At 43.4% G+C, this 19,011-nt stretch carries 19 protein-coding genes and 1 pseudogene; 3 read left to right on the top strand and 17 right to left on the bottom strand.

All coding sequences use genetic code 11. The annotated features are described in order from the left end of the window. Positions 1 to 7: 7 nt before the first annotated feature. The 15 genes from HWQ39_RS02870 to HWQ39_RS02800 form a co-directional block, all read right to left on the bottom strand. Positions 8 to 910, bottom strand: a complete 903-nt coding sequence (locus tag HWQ39_RS02870; protein ID WP_292841287.1) for a restriction endonuclease — start codon at positions 908 to 910, stop codon at positions 8 to 10. Between the two features lie 144 nt (positions 911 to 1,054). After that, complete coding sequence (locus HWQ39_RS02865; protein WP_292841284.1) at positions 1,055 to 2,302, bottom strand: hypothetical protein; 1,248 nt, start codon at positions 2,300 to 2,302, stop codon at positions 1,055 to 1,057. After that, the gene (locus tag HWQ39_RS02860; RefSeq protein WP_292841281.1) at positions 2,295 to 2,711 is read right to left on the bottom strand and encodes a hypothetical protein; all 417 of its coding nucleotides are present in this window, start codon (positions 2,709 to 2,711) and stop codon (positions 2,295 to 2,297) included. Before HWQ39_RS02860 ends, HWQ39_RS02865 begins: the two co-directional genes overlap by 8 nt. A gap of 51 nt (positions 2,712 to 2,762) precedes the next feature. Continuing rightward, entirely contained in the window at positions 2,763 to 4,526 is a 1,764-nt protein-coding gene (locus tag HWQ39_RS02855) for a type IV secretion system DNA-binding domain-containing protein (protein ID WP_292841278.1), read from the bottom strand. Then, entirely contained in the window at positions 4,523 to 5,728 is a 1,206-nt protein-coding gene (locus tag HWQ39_RS02850; RefSeq protein ID WP_292841275.1) for a hypothetical protein, read from the bottom strand. The genes HWQ39_RS02855 and HWQ39_RS02850 overlap by 4 nt, the downstream gene beginning before the upstream one ends. 122 nt (positions 5,729 to 5,850) lie before the next feature. Beyond that, positions 5,851 to 6,681 carry a hypothetical protein gene (locus tag HWQ39_RS02845; protein WP_292841272.1) on the bottom strand — a complete coding sequence of 277 codons (831 nt, stop codon included), beginning with the start codon at positions 6,679 to 6,681 and terminating at the stop codon, positions 5,851 to 5,853. Between the two features lie 32 nt (positions 6,682 to 6,713). Next, positions 6,714 to 8,153 carry a hypothetical protein gene (locus HWQ39_RS02840; protein WP_292841269.1) on the bottom strand — a complete coding sequence of 480 codons (1,440 nt, stop codon included), beginning with the start codon at positions 8,151 to 8,153 and terminating at the stop codon, positions 6,714 to 6,716. Next, a complete protein-coding gene (locus HWQ39_RS02835; RefSeq protein ID WP_292841266.1) occupies positions 8,150 to 8,869 on the bottom strand; it encodes a hypothetical protein in 720 nt (239 codons plus the stop codon). The genes HWQ39_RS02840 and HWQ39_RS02835 overlap by 4 nt, the downstream gene beginning before the upstream one ends. Continuing rightward, positions 8,866 to 9,921, bottom strand: a complete 1,056-nt coding sequence (locus HWQ39_RS02830; protein ID WP_292841263.1) for a hypothetical protein — start codon at positions 9,919 to 9,921, stop codon at positions 8,866 to 8,868. The genes HWQ39_RS02835 and HWQ39_RS02830 overlap by 4 nt, the downstream gene beginning before the upstream one ends. Continuing rightward, a complete protein-coding gene (locus HWQ39_RS02825) occupies positions 9,918 to 10,631 on the bottom strand; it encodes a hypothetical protein (protein ID WP_292841260.1) in 714 nt (237 codons plus the stop codon). Before HWQ39_RS02825 ends, HWQ39_RS02830 begins: the two co-directional genes overlap by 4 nt. Next, on the bottom strand, positions 10,594 to 11,139 hold the full coding sequence (locus tag HWQ39_RS02820) for a hypothetical protein (RefSeq protein WP_292841257.1): 546 nt from the start codon (positions 11,137 to 11,139) through the stop codon (positions 10,594 to 10,596). Before HWQ39_RS02820 ends, HWQ39_RS02825 begins: the two co-directional genes overlap by 38 nt. Beyond that, positions 11,136 to 13,874, bottom strand: coding sequence for an AAA family ATPase (locus HWQ39_RS02815; protein ID WP_292841254.1), 2,739 nt, complete (start codon positions 13,872 to 13,874; stop codon positions 11,136 to 11,138). The genes HWQ39_RS02820 and HWQ39_RS02815 overlap by 4 nt, the downstream gene beginning before the upstream one ends. Next, complete coding sequence (locus HWQ39_RS02810; protein WP_292841251.1) at positions 13,868 to 14,209, bottom strand: hypothetical protein; 342 nt, start codon at positions 14,207 to 14,209, stop codon at positions 13,868 to 13,870. The genes HWQ39_RS02815 and HWQ39_RS02810 overlap by 7 nt, the downstream gene beginning before the upstream one ends. Beyond that, a complete protein-coding gene (locus HWQ39_RS02805) occupies positions 14,209 to 14,538 on the bottom strand; it encodes a hypothetical protein (RefSeq protein WP_243458553.1) in 330 nt (109 codons plus the stop codon). Before HWQ39_RS02805 ends, HWQ39_RS02810 begins: the two co-directional genes overlap by 1 nt. 197 nt (positions 14,539 to 14,735) lie before the next feature. Beyond that, on the bottom strand, positions 14,736 to 15,047 hold the full coding sequence (locus HWQ39_RS02800; RefSeq protein WP_292841244.1) for a hypothetical protein: 312 nt from the start codon (positions 15,045 to 15,047) through the stop codon (positions 14,736 to 14,738). Positions 15,048 to 15,706: 659 nt separating this feature from the next. On the opposite strand from HWQ39_RS02800, the gene HWQ39_RS02795 reads away from it, so the two are divergent. Together HWQ39_RS02795 and HWQ39_RS02790 are read left to right on the top strand one after the other, a co-directional pair. Continuing rightward, a complete protein-coding gene (locus tag HWQ39_RS02795) occupies positions 15,707 to 15,901 on the top strand; it encodes a hypothetical protein (RefSeq protein ID WP_292841242.1) in 195 nt (64 codons plus the stop codon). A gap of 5 nt (positions 15,902 to 15,906) precedes the next feature. Next, entirely contained in the window at positions 15,907 to 16,140 is a 234-nt protein-coding gene (locus tag HWQ39_RS02790; RefSeq protein ID WP_292841239.1) for a hypothetical protein, read from the top strand. Between the two features lie 69 nt (positions 16,141 to 16,209). On the opposite strand, the gene HWQ39_RS02785 is transcribed toward HWQ39_RS02790, so the two are convergent. Beyond that, entirely contained in the window at positions 16,210 to 16,905 is a 696-nt protein-coding gene (locus HWQ39_RS02785; protein WP_292841236.1) for a hypothetical protein, read from the bottom strand. A 472-nt stretch (positions 16,906 to 17,377) separates the two neighbouring features. Here HWQ39_RS02785 and HWQ39_RS02780 point away from each other — a divergent pair, with 472 nt between their 5' ends. Next, positions 17,378 to 18,025, top strand: coding sequence for a site-specific integrase (locus HWQ39_RS02780; RefSeq protein WP_292841233.1), 648 nt, complete (start codon positions 17,378 to 17,380; stop codon positions 18,023 to 18,025). 174 nt (positions 18,026 to 18,199) lie between these two features. Here the strand turns inward: HWQ39_RS02780 and HWQ39_RS02775 are convergent. Further along, positions 18,200 to 19,011: pseudogene (locus HWQ39_RS02775) on the bottom strand (bifunctional DNA primase/helicase); the annotation flags it as partial.

Raw genomic sequence — 19,011 nt, 5'->3', positions numbered from 1 at the left:
TAGTTGTTTACTGATAACTGTTCACTGTTTTAACTGGTATTGTTATTCCCACTATTTTTAACTGCTTACCTAAGACAAAATTTACTAGTTTCTGACCGCTCACTAAGATTATTTTGTCGGAGCGACGAATCAATTGTTTTGATAACTGTCCAGTTATGCCAGTATGCACGAAGAATCCACCACTAGCTCCTTCTCCTTCAATACAGCACAGGAAATCTTTGATGTGTTTTGGGCTAATGTAATCAGCGTAACGCTTAACCTGGATTACATAAAGCTTTCCCAAAATCAACACTCGACCATCTATCCCGCCGTCACCAGTGTACCGAAAGTTGCGTTGGATTTGCCAGCCCTGTTCAAAGCAACAAGTGAGTACCAATTCTTCAAAAACGTAAGGCGATATCCTGCGTAGCGTAGCTATTACTACTGGCAATTTGGCTAATTGAGTTATGCTACGAAGCTCAAGTAATACTTGACTAGCGTACTCAATATTATTCAAGTGTTTCTTAAGCTTTTTAGGTAATCTAATCCTTGGTGTTCGCGCTGGGCTTGGTAGTAATTGCTTCTTAAAATTTTTAGCTAAGAAAGTCTTTTGGATTGGTACTGAGCTTTGTCGTACAGGCTTCTTAAAGTTTTTAGCTAAGAAAGTCTTTTGCGTTGGTACTGGGCTTTGTCGTACAGGCTTCTTAAAGTTTTTAGCTAAGAGAGTCTTTTGCGTTGGTGCTGGGCTTTGTCGTACAAAATTTTGAGATGAAATGTCAGACGATTTTGTACTCTTAGGTGGTAATGGCGATTGCTTCAAACCTTGGGAGCGATACTTTGGTATTGAAGGTGGAAATAAAACAAACAGCCAAGCTAGAAAAATCATTCCTCCCAGTGCAAACAACAAACCAATGATTAGGATTAGTATCATTTTTACGCTCCCCTTTGATCATGGAACAGGGAGGCTCTTGAGATAGGGGGCAGAGGAGCAGAGGAGCGGAGGGGAAAGAAATTGTACAATATCTCATCTCTGCTCCCCTGCTCCCCTGCTCCCCTGCTCCCCTGCCCCTCTGCTTTATCTGTGCATATTTCTAAATTGTGATTCTTGTTGAGAATCCTGCTGAATTTGATGATGCATATCAACAACAGATTGAACCTTATCAAGTGCCTGTAACTGTTTCTCTGAAACGTTAGGCGATAAAACTCCATCAGTGAGAACAGTCTCGCCGTTTTTGGCACGAACAATTACATTATCGCCAAGGCGTTCAAAATCAAAATTTGTACTTTTAAAACTCTTAGAACCATCAGGGTTATCTTTGCCCAAGATATTCAGCATTGCTTTGACACTCTGTTCAATTGCTTGACCTTTAACATCCTCAACAGCAGCCTGTAGTTCAGTTCGAGTATTGTCAATAGCTGACTTGACACCCATAAGGCTTTGATCAACCGTGTTTTTAAGACTATCTACCTGTGTACGTATCTCTTGAGTTAAGTTACCAACTTGTTGATTGAGTTCATTTCTTACACTGTCAGTCTGATATTTAACTTCATCCTTGAAGCTAGTAATTTGTTCATTAATTTGAGATTTAAGTGAAGTAATTTCCTTTCTGAGCTTCGTTACTTCGGGTGTCAGCACATCTAAAAGGCGCTCAAAAACATTCTTGGCAGTTTGTTTTACCTTGTTCTCAACCGTACCCACCCAATTTTGAAGAACCGTATTTTGAACTTGTGGTAAAGAACGTTCATTTACTTTGGACAATGCTTTCTGCGTATTCTCAATCAACTGCTGTTGTTTCTCCAAAGATTTACCCATTTCGGCAACTTGGTCAATTAACTTTGACAGCGATTCGGGCGTTTGTTGCGTCTCTTTGATACTTTCAACAAGTTTTTGTTGTGCTTGAAGTTTACTTTGTAAAACTTTCACTTGTTTTTGCAAAGCTTCTACACTGTAAATTCGCTCCTTCGTTACAACTTTATTTGGCTGTGATGGGGGAGCTAAACCTAATAAATCATTGGTTATCCGTCCATTTTGAACGCGAAAAACTTCCGATTTACCAATCTTTATCGAGATAGTACCTTGAGAATTTTTGGGGTCAGTTATCGCTAGGTTAATATTCTCTAGTTGTTCGGAAGTCAATAAATTTTTATATGGTGATTGTCCGACAAGTCCTTTATATACCTGCTTTCCACCAGCATAAATACTTATATCGTTGCTAGTCGGTATTTCTTTTGATTTTGCTTTTTGCTGAATATTTTTAAGTAGGGCTTCTAGAATATCCAAGTAGTCACGTTTAATTTCTTTGGCATCTCCATCATCAATCATGATTTGATTCCTTTAGTAAAACTTGAATTAACTCCGAAGGATTGACAGTTACTTTGGGGAGAATTATTCCGCCCAAATGATTGATTATTACCCTTCCTTCAATTTCGATATAAGCAAACTTGCCATCAATGATTACTTGGACAGTTGAGGTATTAATTTCTGGATTAGCAGGTGTATAGTCAGTGAGAACCCCGTCTAAAATACACAAGCTAGCCTTTTCACCCGCATCGCTATAAATTTCAACATATTGAGGAACATAATTAATCCCAAAAGGCTCATCGTCCCAAGCATCGACAACATTTACAATCTCACATGGATATTTATCTGCTAAAGCTGCTATCTGAGGTGGAAGTTTTGCAATTTCTCGGAAGTCATAATCATTAAGTGAGTAAAAATAGCGTGACGACATGGTATTTATCCTGAATATTTGTGATGACTATTAAGGGCAGGAAATTTCACTTTAAATCAGACTCGCATATTCTGATAATTGCTCTTGATTTTCTATCAAAGGTAACAATTTTATCGCGGAGGCTCGGCGAATTTTCATTTCTTCATCTGCGGGAGTTAAGAGAGTAGACTTTTTAGATATGAACTTTTGAAACTCATACCAAGCTTTCACACTGTCAGCTTCAGATTGGATTTCATGCTGAGGAATCTTAATTGATTGCAAGATTGGCAAACTTATCTGTCCACGAGAACGAAACCCTGGACTAATAATTACAGCTTTTCCTGATGGCAATGTATTAAATTGGTTAATGTCAAATAACTTCCGAGTACTGTTTTGGTCAGATTTGGAAATACTTGCTCCTCCCTTTCCTCCTGATGAGCGGGAACGCTGTTTATATTTAATCTCTTCATCACCTAAGAATTTGCTAAAACGTTCTGCTGCTACATCATCTTGAGGATTAAAAAATGCTTTAGTAGCACAACCACCAAAAATTGCATTAGTTGTGTTTTCTCCATAAGCTTCAATCAGCATTGAGAGATTTTGTAACCCTAATATTGAAATTAGCCCATCTTCCCGATTCTGATTCAGCCAATCAACCAGTGCTGGTAAATAAAGAGTAGGTAATTCATCAATCCCTAACACTAAAGGACAAGTACGTTTTAGAGCCACATTTCGGCTAACTAATAGATGCAGAATCGAGACTAGCAAAGGGGCAATTACATCACGCTTCTCTTTGTTCATCCCGAAAATCACCATCTGCCGCCCCTTCAAATCCAGTGGAATATTGGTTTTTCCACAGAACGCTGCTAATGCCGACTTAACCATAAAACGGCTGAACAATCCGCTAGCTGTACCCACAATACTAGCTGCTGTTTCTGGCGACCCTGCAACAGATACAAACTGTGCGAAAGCCTCTCTAACCATGAAATTCAGATTTTCTGCTTGCTCTATGCGCTTAACTAACTTTGGCAACCCTAGTATCGCTTGGCACATCATGATATCTGGATACTCTGTGCCCTTTGCCAGCATAAAGACGGCTTGGACTAACTGATCGCCAGCATTAGTAAAAAAGCTGTTTCCAGAATCTTTATCGCCGAGTTGAAAGTTTCGATTGAGTGTAATCGCAAGCTGCCGCGCCATCTCTGAGTCTTCATTGCTACGAAGAAAGTCGATAGGGTTTGCAACTGCCGACTCTGCAAAACCAGGGGCTAGAATAGTAACTTGATAGCCACGCAAAGCGGCATAACCCGCAAGTATGGGGGCTTGCCCTTTGGCATCGGCCGTTGCTGATTCAAGATGCGCGTACTTAAAATCGTACAATACCAGTGGGAAGCCCTGATCGATCGCGGAACGAATTAGCGGGTTAATTATTGAAAATGATTTGCCACTCCCCGGTCCACCACAGACTAAAATACCTCGTTGCGCTTCTGGGAAGTAAAGGGTTGCTGAATCTTCAGGGATACTCGTTTTCCTGATTCCATCAATAACCTCGCTCGTTGTATTCTTGGGAGTGCCAACATATAGAGATACGCGGTTATGCTTTCGCTTCTGAATTTGCTTACACGCCAATTTACGAGCTGCCGTTTTCTCCACCGCACCGCCCCACCGCGCGGTCGCTAACTTGGCTTTGCCTCCTTTGCTATCGATAATTTTGGCTAATACGATCACAGCGCCACAAGCAAGTACCCCTAGTCCGGCGGGGGAAAATAGCGTCGATTCAATACCTGGGGGAATAATTTGATTTGGGTTAACCTCTGTCTTAGGAGTCCCTGTCATCGCCCAGTGCCCACAATTACCAAATCATTCTCGCTCACGGGCAACCAGGGCACGGGCCCAATGAAGTAAGGGGTGCAAGTTTTCTGCTGGAATGGCGGTCGCGCACAGATCCTAAAGAATAAGCCAAAGTCGGCAGTCCCCTTCGATTCATTAACTCCAGTTAGCGCCACTTTGAACCCACTACCATACACTAGCCGCCCCGTGGGTTCCTTGCCCCCATTTACGGCGGCAAGAATTCCATAACCGCCCGATACTTGCTGAGATGAGCCAGATGCCCAACGCTTACCATACAAGCCGCCCTGACTGCCAGCAAAATCCCCCATTTCTAAATACGAGCATTCAATGCCTGGAAGACAGGCGACCTCTTCAGTGCGATCGCCTCTGACAACGCTGCCAGACACAAAGTAATCATTCCCAGCCTTGGCATCACCTCTTTCAGAAGTTCCAAGGACAACCGACGCGATTCCCACAACGTCTATGCCAGAGCTAATAGGCTGAGGCATTTTATCAAAGGGCACTTGACTTAATTTAGGAATTTGATTGACATAGGCTTGCTGCCATGATTTAAATTTCCCTAATTGAGTTTTGTCCAACCCAGAAATTGAATCAAGTGAATATTTGCTTAGATCAATCTTATCTAGTGTCAGGTTTGCGGCTTGAGGATTTGAGGCTATGGCTTGAGAAATCGTGCTGCTACCCAGTCCAGCACCATTCCTAGAAAATAGATCGGCTAGTGGGGGAACTTCTGATAGGCTCAAATTGCTTAATTCAGGTATTGCTTTAACTAATGTTTTTGGCGTTTGCCATTGCATTAATCCAAAGTCTTTGAGGGTGGGTTTGGTGGTTGTGGTTGTAGTGGGCAAAGCCACCGTGCCAATGGCCTTTAAGCTCAAGGCAGACATCTTAAAGGCATCATCGGCATCGCCCAGCATCACAACAGAATCTACTTTTTGCCCTGCTGTCCACGAACGCGAGGGGTCGTAGCCAAAAGTCGAAATCAGGTTCTTAGGTATCTTTAAAAATCCAGGCTGCTGAACGGGTGGCAAAGTATCCCATGTGATTTTTGACCAGTCGGGGGCAGCAGTTTTGTACAAGCCTTGTGAATAATCAATTGTCGGGGTAGTTGTCGGTGTCTCTGCGATTGAGACGGAAAGTGGAAACAGGGAGGCGAAAGCAGTCAGTAGAAAGAGTTTAAACTTCATGATTTTAACAACAGTAAGAGTTAATAACTAAGCTGTTACGAAAAATATCAACAATTCATTTCCCACCTACACAAATAGAGAAACTCGTCTAGTTTTTTTGCGAAGTAATTTTAACAATTCACTCACAATCGCCCCCACTCAAGTAATTGATTAAAAATGTTTTTATCGACCTGAGAAAGCAAAATTGCCTCATCTCTAGTCTTGCCACGTCGTAACAATTTAATTGCATCTTGTACCTTGTTCCAGGTGGTAGATCCGGGTCGAACCTGACCTTTCCGCCCCGCTTCTGCTAGCCCAAAAACGAGAGCATTGGCATCGTTCCTCTGAATCGCAACCTTTAACATAGTCCCAGGATTGGGGCGTAAAACGGCAACAGGCTGAGGCTTTTGTACTGTTATTGTTTGTGGTGGCGGCGAGGGCTGCGGGAAGTCTGACGGCGCTGATTGCGGCTTTTGAACTGTTAGAGGAAGTGGCGTTCGCGGACGCGTAATTGGCAATGGGCGCTCCGAATCCGATTTAATCACCAAGCTTGTATAGGCTGGGTTGCCAATAGCAGGGACTATCTTAAATTGATATTGTTTTTCATTCGTAAGTACTGTAATTTGAGTGCTTCCATTGCTACTAGAGGTAACAGGGAAGTTGATCGGGTCAATCTGGCGAAGGAAAATTACAGTCGCTTTGCCTCCTGTGCAGTCAGAATCGCCGCCTGATGACGGGCATAAAGCACCATTTGAAGTAAAGGCGAAGCGACTTGGATCGCCGATCCAAACTTGCTTGATAGTTTCCCCTGTAGACATCAAATTAATAGTTAGCCCGTAGCCCTTCCACACTTTTAATTCGATGGCATTGGAGTTTGCGTCGTTCTGGTAAACCGTTCGGGCGGCTATCGCCGTTGCTTTTGCCGCGCTAGTTAAGATTAAAAATGCTGCAATAATAGTGGTTTTCTTTAACATTTATATCCTCAGTTACCGTAACGTTATTCTGACTAGAGCGATATTGTTTGATTGATGAATATTTGCACTGGCTTACCAACATCGATCACAAATACTTCTTCTCTACCGCTTAACTGTTGAGAACGGGCGACATTTGAACTTTTGATATTATCGAGAACACTATTAAATGCACCCTCTCCAAAAGCGGCGGATAAATCTTTTCGTTCGTTGGTAGTGGAGCTAGTAGAGAAGCCATTAGAGTTCGTACTAACTTGAGTTACAGGTCGATTCTGTACCTGGGCAGCCTTGGCAACTCCCGCGACGATCGCAGAAATGAAATTGTTACCCAGGTTGCTACCTCTGCGAGACTCTGCTTTCAAGAAACCACCATCCTTGGCCATTATCAGAACGGCATTTTCTGGGAGTTGCTTTTCTTGCGTATCGCCATTAGAGTTGACCAACACTGAAACACCGCGCAGCTTTGCAAAGCCCGAACCATTCGACTCTGCTAGTTGAACAACCAGATAAGCACCCACAGGTACCACATCGCTACCATCTGAGGCTTTTAAGGGTTTTGTTAGTTTCACCAAGTAATTCTGGTTGCCAGTGTCACCAGTACCCCAAGCAATAAGCGTTTCTAGCCTGCCTTCTGCGGTACTGCCAACGAGTACGCGTTTTGCGTTGTAATTAATGATGGTAGTGTTCTGGGCGACTTGTGTAGCTCCTCCCGTACCTCCTTCAATTCCATTAGTCTTGATGGGTTTCTCGCTTTCTGATTCATCGACTGAACTCCTGAAACTGCCAGCGTTTGCAGCGAGAAGCCATTGCTGAGTGGGGTCTTGGGTGGGGGCGTTGGTTGCAGCCGTTGGGAACGCCAAAGGAGATTGTCTGATCGGCTGGGCAATTTTGGGCTGGGGCTGGGGAATAGATACTCTAGCCTGGGGGAAAGTGAAGGGCGCTGTCGGCTGACTGGCGACTGGGTAAGAACGTTGTCGGCGCTGCACTGCTTGCATCGGAGGGGTAACGGGTGCGATTGGGGCTGGGGCTAAGGTTGCGCTAGGGGTAGGCGTTGGGCTTGGCAAGTGATCGCGAATCTGCTTTAACTCGTAATTTTGGCTAGTCAGAGCAAGCGCTGTTTTATCCTTGCCTGTCTCGGACTCTGGCTCTACCGGAGCCGTTTGCACTTCTTTTCTAGCGGTTTGTACATTGCCGCTAGAAAACTTCAGCACATTTAAGGAATTACCTAGCAATGCCCCGATGATTGTCACAAAAAGTAGGCAAATTAGGGCAATAACGCCCCCTTTTAAAAGGGGAGATTGCGAGACTGTTCTAGTCGTCACAATTTCTTCAGGCGCAGGGTTTTCTTCCGGTTCAATTGAATCATTATCCCTTGTTGTTTTAGCGCCGTTCATGGCTGCAAAATCTAGCTCATTATCTTTCTCTTCTATCTCAATAGTTGCTCCCGGTAAGGGTTCCTGGGTGTTCTTTTTCATAAATCTAAATCTTGAATTTTATAAATCTCCAACCCCGCTTTGCGCTCGCGTATGGCGGTTTCCTGAACATCGGACGCAAATCTAGGCAGGGCAGCCGTATCAATCGCCCTGACAAATACAGTTTTGTTAAAAGCGATGGGCTTGCCGACTAAATTGCTGCCTTGGAAAACAACAATCTCTGCAACCATATCTACTTTCCATTGCCCATCTTTAATGCGAGTAGGCTGACTAAGGAGGCTGACTTTTAGGATTGATTGCGTAGACCCATTAAAGACATCGGGCGGTGTCAGATTGCTTATCTCCTCAAGGAATGGTGCGCGAAAATCTTCTGATAGCGCAAAACCTGAAGCCCATGTGCTAGTAGTAATCTTGGCTTTTGATGTTGCTACCCCAGTATCTAATTTTAATTGTTTAGTGGGGTCTGGATTGTAATCATCAGTTCGCTTGGGTAGTGCGTTCCAACTCAAAAGACCTGTCATTGTTTTCCCGACAAAATGCGTAATAGCTTGGGGCGATCGCTCCAAGCTGCCTATAGGAATAACTCTGATAGATTCGCCGTCAGACAATTCTACTAAGGTCGAAGCTTTCGTTTTAGAAATTGTTCCTACCCGAGCAAAATTTACAACTTCTATTAATAAAATAATCACCAATAAAACAGCATTGAGTATTAAAAAAATGGGGGTAAAGTTTAGCTCTTTTCTCTCTAATAATTTCATCTCCGTAACCCCACCGAGAATTTGACCCCACTAGTGAAAGCTGAGAATATAGACATTCCACCACCAGTACCTATGGCTACCGCGAGTAATGGTGAAAAGATGGCTTGTAAAAGTTGCATTAACAAAGGATTGGACGAGGGCTTGGCAACTATTGCGCTGGCAATAATACCTACTGTTATTGAGTACGAAATGAGAACCAATGTCAGCCCTAACCACCCAGCCAGCCAAGCATAAATAGGCTTGCTTTGGAAAGGCAGTAAAGATAAAACTAGGAAGATTGGCGCAACGTAAGCAACCATTAAAAACGATAGCTGAACTACATATTGAAATGCTGCCGATAACCCACTCAGGATCACATAAACAAAGCCTTGAATCGCGCTGTTAATAAGTTCGCCACTAAGGTCTAATGGGTTCCAGCTTCTTGTGCCAGAGCCTGCGCCAGTCTTTTCTCTAGCCTTCTGCGCGTCTCTCCGGGTATTGTCTATGGCATCCTGAATACAAGCTTGTTTAGGGCTTGATTCCGAGCCTTCCTGTTTCTCGCTTCCTAGTGTTTCGCACTTAGCTAATGCTGATTGTGCGGCTATAATAAAGCTTTGATCGGCGTTGACATTTCGTATAGCATCCTTCAGATTTACGCCGTTTCTCGTAATACTTAGAATGCTCCTATTTAACCCAGTAGATACATTTTTTAATGCCAGGGTGGTGTTTGCCAGAAGGAAGCCATTATTACTAAGCATTACGATTACTAATAATGGTAAGACCATCTCGGAAACGAAGTCGAAGCCAAACCCTTCCTCTGCATATTTCCGATACCATCCAACAGAAGTAAAAGCGACCATTACAACTGCCGCAAGGGTGGAGATAGCGACAACAGCCGTATAAATTGGATTAGTGCCGGACGCTAACTCTAGCCAATCATTCTCAAACGATTTATAGATTAAATCCGCGCCCTCAATAGCGCCTTGAACTATTTCACCTGAGTTTGTAGTGCCCGTATTTTCTCCAGGCTGTTGCCCCAATGTTTGAGCGAGAAGAATAGGTAGCGTGATCATTGATTCTTCCAGAATGAATCAGTAGAGGCGGCAGATTGGATGATTTGGCGAGATGCGGCGTTGGACTCCTGATTTTTCACCGCCGCTTGCTCATCCATGCGGCTAGAAATATCGGCAAGATTGATATTTGTAACAGCCAAAGAACGGGAATGTTTTTGCGCTTCTGCATGGATAGATTTGGCAATTACAACGCCTTGCAAGTTTTGAATGGCGACCTTTTTGAGAATGTCTTGGGTGATTACATCATCCTGCGCGGCGATCGCATTTTCGCTTGATTGGGTGGTAGCATCATTAGTTATTGCTGCCTCCTGCGATTGGACTCTTTGACCCTCAGCACCTAGAACCGATTGGGACTGACCGCGTGTATATTGCTGGTTCCAGTCTTTGATAGCATCTCTGGCTTGAATGCGAGGATCTAGTATTAGTAAGTTGCCCTCTTGCTTCTGAATTACTTTCTCAATATTCTTGCCAGCTTTCAGGGGATCGGGAATACCCAAATCCCCAACACTGGATTCAATTGCCTGGGTTAATTCAGCTTCCAGTTTGCCCAAACTTTTAGAAAACTCCCTCTGATAATTATTGATGTAAGTCTGCAAGCTACTGTAAATCTGTTGGAACTGAGTCAGGAATGATTGGTTTTGCTGGGGCTGGGCTTGGGCGTTGGCTGGAAGGCTAGAAAAGGAGATCAGAGTTACTGCGCTTGATATCACGATCAATCGGTTGGTATTCAGCATATAAATCATCAAAATTAACTACAAAAGGTTTTCTAGTACAAAATGATTCCACAGTGGCTTGTCTACTTTTTAAATCAAAGGAGACTGCCCGAACCATTAATGTTTTAGGTGGGTATTTTTCCTTATTTAACAAACTAGTAAAGAACGAATCATTAAAGGGCGCAGCATTAGGTGGAAGAGTGGAAGCCGGGGTGCGAAAAAGCATTACATAAGCCCCAGGCTTTGTTAAATCAGGACTACTACCAACTTGCTCCAATCCGCGTAGTAGCTTGTTGTCGTACTTGAGCGCTCTAAGGCTAGGACTGCGCTTAACTGCGTCCTCTCCTAGCTCTAAGTAGACACCACAGTTAGTCTTCGCCTGCTTGAGAGCCTTCTCTTGTTGGGCTTGGTTGTGTTGCCAAACCTGAAAAGCTCCTATTGACGCAACGCCTGCGAGTATTGCCGCTAAAAATTTATTTTGGATGAGCGATGATACAAATTTCATAAGGGCTTACCTTGCTTAATGCACTCGACATAATATTTAGAAAATTCTGCCACCCAGGTGAACTTGTCGCTGTGAATTTTCTTGAATTTATCTCGCGTGGCTTGTTCTTCTCTGCTATTGGCAACCAACGCCAGCAGGGGATAGGAGGGATAATAGCGGCAGCGCACATACTTGTTGTTATAGTCGAGCAGCCACAACGTATATAGCTGCTGAATATTGGGGACAAAGCTTTCGTTTTTATCGATAATTTCTCTAGGGATGCCCAGCAACTCAGAGAAGCTATTTGCCGCGCCTGGAACAATGCGCCCAATCAACCGCAATGGCATATTTTGTAATATTTGTTCTCCCGCCTCCGATTTGGCGATAGAGATAACGTCCTGCGCTGCCAGAAACACCCGACAGCCTTGCTTTCGAGCCGTAGCGCATTTACGACCCGCAAGCCGCGACAATGCGGAAAATCCCAGCAATACGCTAGCCTCATCCATAAAGAACACGCTGTTGGGCGAGGAGAGGGATTGCCGGGACGCGGCGATATATGCACTCATCCCGAACACTTCTGCATCCTTGACTGATTGCAGATTAGTCAGTGCAAAGGTAATCAACTGGCTATCTGCCTGGAAGGTTGAAGGCTTGCAGATAGCGCTACCGATACTACTAGCTTGCCAGTACTGTAACCGCAAGCGGATGTAATTTAACGCTTTTTCTACATTGTCGTCCTGATAGCCTAAATAAATGTATGCAAGCGAGAAGAATTTCTCCATATCTGCCAATGTCGGGGTATTCGCCCACTCTGGGGTGTTTATCCCTGCTTTTCGCGCTAATTCAAATCGCTCCTTAATGTCGGCATCTTCGTAAAAGGCTTTTGTACCCAAAGGAATTATAGATTCAATAGTTTGTGATAGCAACCCATCAAACTTTTGTGTTCCTAAAACTAATTGAAGCACGATTAAATTAATATCATTTCGATGGGCTTTTGTTCTTTCCTCCCACTGCGACTCAGGAATCTTTGATAAGTCTAGCGGCTGTACAAGGTTGTTTGATTCCTTTGAGATATCAAAGTAAAATCCATTAAAGTAGGGTGTGAAATCTCCAAAGGTTCCTGAACCATCATCATTTGGTAAGTCAATCATTAATACTGACATTCCCAACGCCAAGCATTGATAAATAATAGAGGCAATTATTACCGATTTCCCACTCCCGGTAGTGCCGATTACCATCATGTTTTTCGGCTTCGATAGGTCAATGTGAACCGAGGATTGACCCTCATCAGCAACTAATTCAAAGCCTTGTTTATCGCCATGCGCTGTTTGAACTACTGGCGTTAAACCAATTACTTCACTGGCAAAAAATGTGGCGCGTCTGTTGAAAGGAAAAGTCAGTTGTGGTCGCTGTCTCAACAGCAAAGTGTCAAGCCAGATTGACCATGTATATTGCATTTCTCTAATCAACTCGGCAGGTTGATTGATGTAGCCTGAAATCAACCGACAAGCGTCGTCGATTTCATCTGGAGAATTGCGATAAACAAGGATGATGACAGCTACATTTTCAGGGACATCACCCGTGTAAAGCTGCTTCTGAGCATCGACTGACCGCTCTGTATTAATTTGCGCTCCTACGTCAATAGTCTTTTTGCTGGCGCTAGCCTCGGCATTTATTGACCGCCTCGTAATCAATTGTTGCGTAAGCCTAATCATTTTTTGATCGGCTGGACTAATCTCTGTAATTATCTCGACATCATAAATCCCCTCGCGGGAGAATACGTCCCATAAAAAACGTATTTGCTGATGGGTGGAAGCAAACACCTCTGGTTTTTGGGCAAGCGTCATTACGCCGATATACTTCTTTTTGTCAGTACTCTGGTGGGGCAAGCATACCCAGCGCCTGTCCGCGTAGGGTATGCCGTTATTCATAAGTACGGATGTAGCGTGTAATTGGTCATTATACCGCGATGGGTTGGGTGCGGCTTCGTTAAATTCCTCCCTTAATTCACCAGTATCATAAACCAAGGTATGGGGGACTTTTACAGCCTTCGCACCCATTCTAAAAACTAGGTCGCTCCACAATTGCTTGTCTGATTTTGGCGAGGGAAACAAGCCCATCTCAGATAGTATTTGTTGGTGGCGCAAAGAGACGATTATTGCTTTTTCAAGAACTTGAATTAAGTTTTTAAGAGTGAGTTCGGTCGCTCCTGTTGGGGTGAATTTGCGCTGTAAAAAGTTTGCCAGCTTCACTATCGCTCTATCTACCGCGTCACCACCTTCGGTACCTCCTGGGCGGACAGTAAAAGTCGTGTAAATACTGAGCTTGATATCCTTCCGCTGATGATTACGCGTCAGTTCTTGCATCCGCGCAACCTGCCCCCAATCCAAAAATTCTGTCTCTTGAGATACAGGGCTATCTAGTCTCTGGCGATAGCTTTCAATCACTTTGTCTTCGTCGCAAAACGAAGACCATCTAAACGTGAATTTCTCACCCTCAGAGAACTCTTTACAGCCGTTCTCAAAAGCCTTGGCCATCGCCTCTAGTTTCTCTGATGAATTAAACAGTGGGTGAAAGCCAGTGCATTCATATCCGAATACTAATTGCAGGGTGTTGTTAGTGTCACTTACTTGTTTTTTGCTCAACAAGTAAGCTCCGATTTGATAGTTCCCCTTTTTTAGTTTTACTAAAGTTGCTAAGTCTAAAAAGTCTTCAAAGGGAACTATTTTTTGATTACGAATACTGCTTTTTACCATAGCTTAGGCATTTTCTTCTCACCCGCCCTTTTTTTGTTTTGGGGCGAAGAATATCTGATATAGCCGCGAGTGAAAGCTGGAACGCTTGGGAACACTCTTGACCAGAACAAGTAAGGACGCTTGCCAGATAAAATTATCACCGTGGCACTCAACCAAACCCCAGCCAGCAGTCCCCAAACTATTCCCACTCCAAACATAATCGCTATGATGAAGCCCACGCCAAACATAAATAAGGCGACTGCAAACTGAAAGCCAGTAAAAATGCCTATTGTTGCATTCTGACCAAGTGACTGATTGACCCGTTTGACGGGTGACTTATTATACTCGCTCATCATTAACAAGCGGCTGTAACGCCGTTAAATAAGATACTTTGAGCAATCCAAAGCACCAGGATTATGAAAAACACGCCTACGGGCTGCTGAACCATCTGCGTTACTTCCTGCCCTTCACCAATGCCGTTGGCAACCTTAAGCCCAGAAGCCACAAAGTATACAAACAAAAGCACTGTGATCGTTGCATTGATAACTGCGGGAAGTGCTTTAATGGCCGTAGTTGCCGCCGCTGCACCACCCCCACCAATACCACCAGCGCCCCCGAACATACAAGTCATTGCTGTCTGAGCCGAATCGAACAAGCCCCACCCATAAGAGGGCATCGACTGCATGACAATGATTGTCGCCGTACCGGCAGCGTTTATGTGATGCTGATACTTGCGCCCAATCGCCGCGCTAGCCTTAGCCAGAACTTGAGTTTGTGTTCTTCGCACAGAATTATTAGATGCCAAGAAAATTGCTCCTTTTTTCATTTTCTAGAAAAAATCTAAAAATCACCTTATTATCGAAGTTGGAAGTAACAAAAAATCTACTTCCAACTTCCCACTTCTGACTTGTTTAATGCTCTTTGTTGAAATTCACTTTCTATGTCAGCTAAAGTATGCTCCCTAGCTAGTGAGCGAATTTCCTGAAGTACTGTAATGTGGCACTCGTATAGCTTTGCATAGCCATCTAGACCACCTGTTTTTTTGTTGGTGAATTTTTTGAACTCTGGCAAGTACTTCCGAGCTATGTTCAAATATGCTTGTAGTTGTCTGGCCGTTACCTTTGGCTTTAACAGAGCCGCTACTTCTGGTCTTGTTAGTTCTTCATTTTGCCAGGTAAACCTCCCTATCCCCATGACTCTGAGAACTTCTTGGAACTTCTAACTATACATAAAATACCCGCCTTTTTCGTGGCGGGGAAGGGGACATTTTACCCAGTTAGGAAACATTTATAGGTAAAAAGCAACTATTTTTTTTCCTTCGCGTTCCCACTTCTCATTTAAAAGCCAGCAAGTTATATGAACAACCTTCATTGGATTTCGATGCTTCTTTCCACACCTGAACCAGCTTCGGACAGTATCGTAACTTTCGTATCCTAATACGAACGCCATCTCTTGATAAGTTAATTTCCACTTCTTCTTAAACTCTATTGGGTGCATAGTATTTATTTGATACTTGCATAAGGAACTTATTTAATATTTATAACATAATCAATTAGTCAAATCTTTATAATTTTGTGTCAGAGGATAAATAATCTTCTTATATTTATTTATCTTAATATCTTGATAAAAGATATTAGCTATTATCGAATTTATCCAATTTATCTATAATAGAGATGTTTTCTTTTAAACAATTAACTTTATGTCCATTTTAGGCTCTAGCCCATGAACATCTTTCATCGCACAAGGAGATTCTTTAGAGTTCGTAAGCCAATTGGATTTTCGATTTGAGACGATGAGTTAGCTTTAGAGCTACCCTTGTAGAATAACAGAATCTCTCAATTACTCTTTGACTCATGATCAGGCTCCTTCAAGTCGAAAAATTTCCGATTCTGATGTTGCCGGAAATCGAGGCGTATTTAGAAAGTGGACTATTTCGTGGGATTGGCAAGAAAACTGCTCAAACTTTGGTCAATTGCTTTGGAAGTGAGACTTTATCGATATTAGATAACAACCCCGAAAAGCTTTACACTGTTTACGGATTATTTTAATATCTATGGGTATTCCGGCAGCAGAGTTAAAGATTGGGCAATCGGTGAAGTATCTAATCGGTACTCGAAGCGGTATGAGTGCGGCAATAACCGATATCAGCAAATCATCTCTTAGTCTCAAAAATACTCATATTGTTACTTTGACCTTTGATGACGATTCATTGCCAAACCACTTAAAAACACAACAACTGACTGTTTATGACGAATTGCTTGAAGGTTGTGAAATAATCACATTTTAAAAAATGAAAATTGGCAACAGTAACAGCAGAGCGCACATCCGCCGCTACAAGTTGAAATTAATCAAAATACTAACTTACTGGCTGATATAATCCCGTATTTTCGTTAAATTCCCACCCCAACCCTGCTCTATCCTTCCCCTTACACCATGCTACAAAAAGCGGTGGGGGAAGATTAATTCGCTCCTTCCGTACACTTTCTTCACTTACACCAAGTCTCTTGGCTAAACCTTCTTCAGTTAACGGTTGCATTCGGGGAGTATGCACTTTGAAGGATGAATTATTGTTGTACGATTTCTGTCCCCGCTTTTGTTGGTTGTTGAGATAGTCTTGAATTTTAATGATCGCCTCAGCCAACTGTGTCATTCGGGCTGTCATCTTTTCAATTTTTTGTTCTAAATTGGTGAGATTATCAATTGCTGTGGTTTCGTTGCTATTAGATTCACTTGAAAATTGTGACTCCAGCTTATCAAGTCTTTCGCAAATAGCTAATATCGTTTCATTCGTAGGACTGGCGTTACTATTGTTACTCGTAACTAAGTACTTCTCAACACTTGCCTTAATCTTAGAATCTAAGCGTTTGTCTAAATTATTACCACCTATTGCATCAAGCTGATCTTGGGAATCGTCTAAGTAGAGTTCGATGAATTCGAGCAGCGTAGCTGTTGCAGTCGTCTCTTTTGACTTACAACGGGCGATAAACTGCTCCCAAATCCTTTGGTCACAGTTGAAAGATGCTAGCTTTTTTGTACGCCCTGTATTGCTCATTTCTACGTTTCATCTAGGTGAACTTGGACTGCCCGTGCTTGTTAAATCGTGTAATTCGTCATGATGAATTACCTTGATGATATCATTGGCAAATGCGTCAGCGCATTCTTCAGCCGATGCCTTTTATGAAGAGATGCTACCGCCGACAGCTATCATTGGCGATAGCCACCGGCTCATAGCGCTTGAGCCAGCCGGGAGCAATTCCAGCATCAACCTTCTTCGGCATAACTTAGTATTAAATATCCTCGGTGATGACGCTAGTTGCTGAAAATACCCATACTGCTCGTCTGCATAATCCCTCACTTCCATTTCTTGTAGTTCACCGAAACAGTGCTTCGGCTTATAGTGCTGAGTAAAAAAAGCAATAATTGCATGGGCTAAAGACTCCAAAGGGGCATATACATCACTCCAAAACTTAAAACTATTTGTTCTGATCGCTGATAGGATGATTAACTATCGGGGGTTCGGGGCTGTGAAAATTGACCGTCACGGGAAGGCAAAGGTTTTGTCGGCAGAAGAAATCCAGCGTCTGTTTACTTTGGGGTTAACCACAGAGCGAGACAGAACCCTAATAGGCGTGATGCTGTACACGGGTTGCCGCGTCAATGAAGCAGTTACCCTAAAAATTAAAGATGTTTATAACAGTAAGGGACGGATCAGAGCAGAGCTGATCATCCGTAAAGGGAATACAAAGGGAAAGTTAGCTACCCGCAGCATTCCAATTTTGTCAGAACTAAGGAACTTCTTAGCTACTTACAAACCGACAAACTCCCGTGACGGTTTTTTGTTTCCTGGTAGATGGGGGCGCGGTCACTTGCACTCAGAATATGCAAGCCTAATCTTCCGACAAGCTTGCGAACGTGCGGACATCGAAGGAGCAAGCACACACAGTTGCCGCAGAACTGCCCTGACATTAATGAGCAATGCCCGAATTCCTCTGAGAGTCATCCAAGAAATCAGTGGACATCGCAGCTTAGAGCAACTGCAAAATTATTTGGAGGTGGAACCATCCCAAGTCCGGGGTGCGATCGCGGCGTTGTCGATGCTATCACCGCCATCAATGAGCAGCAACAATCAAGACATGCGAAATGCGGATAACACGAAGTTATCAACGGAGTGATAGATCAGGAAATACATTTTAGTTGATCTAGACAGGACTGTGAGTAAATAAAGGCTATAAGGATTTTCCCAAAAAGCCATTTACAATTCCATCGACAACACCTCTTCATCGAGCCAATGATAAAAATGAGGCACAGATTGCTCTAGATTACGTAGCTCATTTGCAGCGTAGGCTTTATCCCTCCATCGGCAATATCTCTTCACTTAGCAAGCTGTAAAATTCAGGAACTTGAGCTTCGACAAGTCGCAGTTCATTTGCCGCGATCGCTTCAAGTTCCAGTACCGTCTCCCAGCGCAAATCCTCAACCCATCGTTTGAGAATGCCTTTAATTGCGTCCACTCCACGAGAAATACCAGAGCGAAGTATTTCTACGCAGTGGAGTAGAGTAATGCGATCGGTCGGAGGCGACTCAAATTCGGTAGTATCCTCCCCTTGGCAATGGGAGTTCCCTATAGCATTAGGGGGGGGTGTGGATACGGGCTGCTGATTGAGGTTTACACTATACGCAGCAAGGGTTTCGGCAGCATAACAGGTTCGATTTTCTTTTTGATTACGCTTCGTTTCACGATGAGCAATTACATGATTTGCAAATTCCAATTGCTCTTTAGATAAAGAGAAAAGTTTCACCTGTTGTCCGCGAGTCCCCTGTTTGCGGAAGGTTAACTTTAACCCCAGTTGCTCGACTAAAGTCCCAAGTAACCAAATAGGCTTACAGTCACTGGGGATGGTAAACCCAAGAATTGCTTTGACGTGAGCAGCACAATTAATGGCGATCTCCCTCATCTTCAGTAAGGTGGCATCCGAGGCAGTAAATTCATCACCAGCAATTAGGCGCTTAAGAATTTGATGCAGCCCCAGGTTAAATCTAGCCAGCCAGCGTGCCGAGTAATTACCCCAGTCGATGCACAAAGGTAGATTGTCCCGCTCGGTACGGTCTTTTTGGGTGACAATTGTTGGTGGGGTAGGATAACTTTGCCCAGTTTTGG

The sequence above is a fragment of the Nostoc sp. NMS8 genome, assembly GCF_017115045.1.
Classification (GTDB): Bacteria; Cyanobacteriota; Cyanobacteriia; order Cyanobacteriales; family Nostocaceae; genus Nostoc.
This window is presented reverse-complemented; position numbering and strand designations above follow the sequence as displayed.

Excerpts from the sequence above, each read along its gene's own strand:
- HWQ39_RS02860 (WP_292841281.1), bottom strand. The coding sequence starts at position 2,711 with ATGTCGTCACGCTATTTTTACTCACTTAATGATTATGACTTCCGAGAA.
- HWQ39_RS02850 (WP_292841275.1), bottom strand. The coding sequence starts at position 5,728 with ATGAAGTTTAAACTCTTTCTACTGACTGCTTTCGCCTCCCTGTTTCCA.
- HWQ39_RS02815 (WP_292841254.1), bottom strand. The coding sequence starts at position 13,874 with ATGGTAAAAAGCAGTATTCGTAATCAAAAAATAGTTCCCTTTGAAGAC.
- HWQ39_RS02865 (WP_292841284.1), bottom strand. The coding sequence starts at position 2,302 with ATGATTGATGATGGAGATGCCAAAGAAATTAAACGTGACTACTTGGAT.
- HWQ39_RS02830 (WP_292841263.1), bottom strand. The coding sequence starts at position 9,921 with ATGATCACGCTACCTATTCTTCTCGCTCAAACATTGGGGCAACAGCCT.
- HWQ39_RS02835 (WP_292841266.1), bottom strand. The coding sequence starts at position 8,869 with ATGAAATTATTAGAGAGAAAAGAGCTAAACTTTACCCCCATTTTTTTA.
- HWQ39_RS02870 (WP_292841287.1), bottom strand. The coding sequence starts at position 910 with ATGATACTAATCCTAATCATTGGTTTGTTGTTTGCACTGGGAGGAATG.
- HWQ39_RS02805 (WP_243458553.1), bottom strand. The coding sequence starts at position 14,538 with ATGCAGTCGATGCCCTCTTATGGGTGGGGCTTGTTCGATTCGGCTCAG.
- HWQ39_RS02785 (WP_292841236.1), bottom strand. The coding sequence starts at position 16,905 with ATGAGCAATACAGGGCGTACAAAAAAGCTAGCATCTTTCAACTGTGAC.
- HWQ39_RS02840 (WP_292841269.1), bottom strand. The coding sequence starts at position 8,153 with ATGAAAAAGAACACCCAGGAACCCTTACCGGGAGCAACTATTGAGATA.
- HWQ39_RS02795 (WP_292841242.1), top strand. The coding sequence starts at position 15,707 with ATGATCAGGCTCCTTCAAGTCGAAAAATTTCCGATTCTGATGTTGCCG.
- HWQ39_RS02820 (WP_292841257.1), bottom strand. The coding sequence starts at position 11,139 with ATGAAATTTGTATCATCGCTCATCCAAAATAAATTTTTAGCGGCAATA.
- HWQ39_RS02800 (WP_292841244.1), bottom strand. The coding sequence starts at position 15,047 with ATGGGGATAGGGAGGTTTACCTGGCAAAATGAAGAACTAACAAGACCA.
- HWQ39_RS02845 (WP_292841272.1), bottom strand. The coding sequence starts at position 6,681 with ATGTTAAAGAAAACCACTATTATTGCAGCATTTTTAATCTTAACTAGC.
- HWQ39_RS02810 (WP_292841251.1), bottom strand. The coding sequence starts at position 14,209 with ATGATGAGCGAGTATAATAAGTCACCCGTCAAACGGGTCAATCAGTCA.
- HWQ39_RS02790 (WP_292841239.1), top strand. The coding sequence starts at position 15,907 with ATGGGTATTCCGGCAGCAGAGTTAAAGATTGGGCAATCGGTGAAGTAT.
- HWQ39_RS02855 (WP_292841278.1), bottom strand. The coding sequence starts at position 4,526 with ATGACAGGGACTCCTAAGACAGAGGTTAACCCAAATCAAATTATTCCC.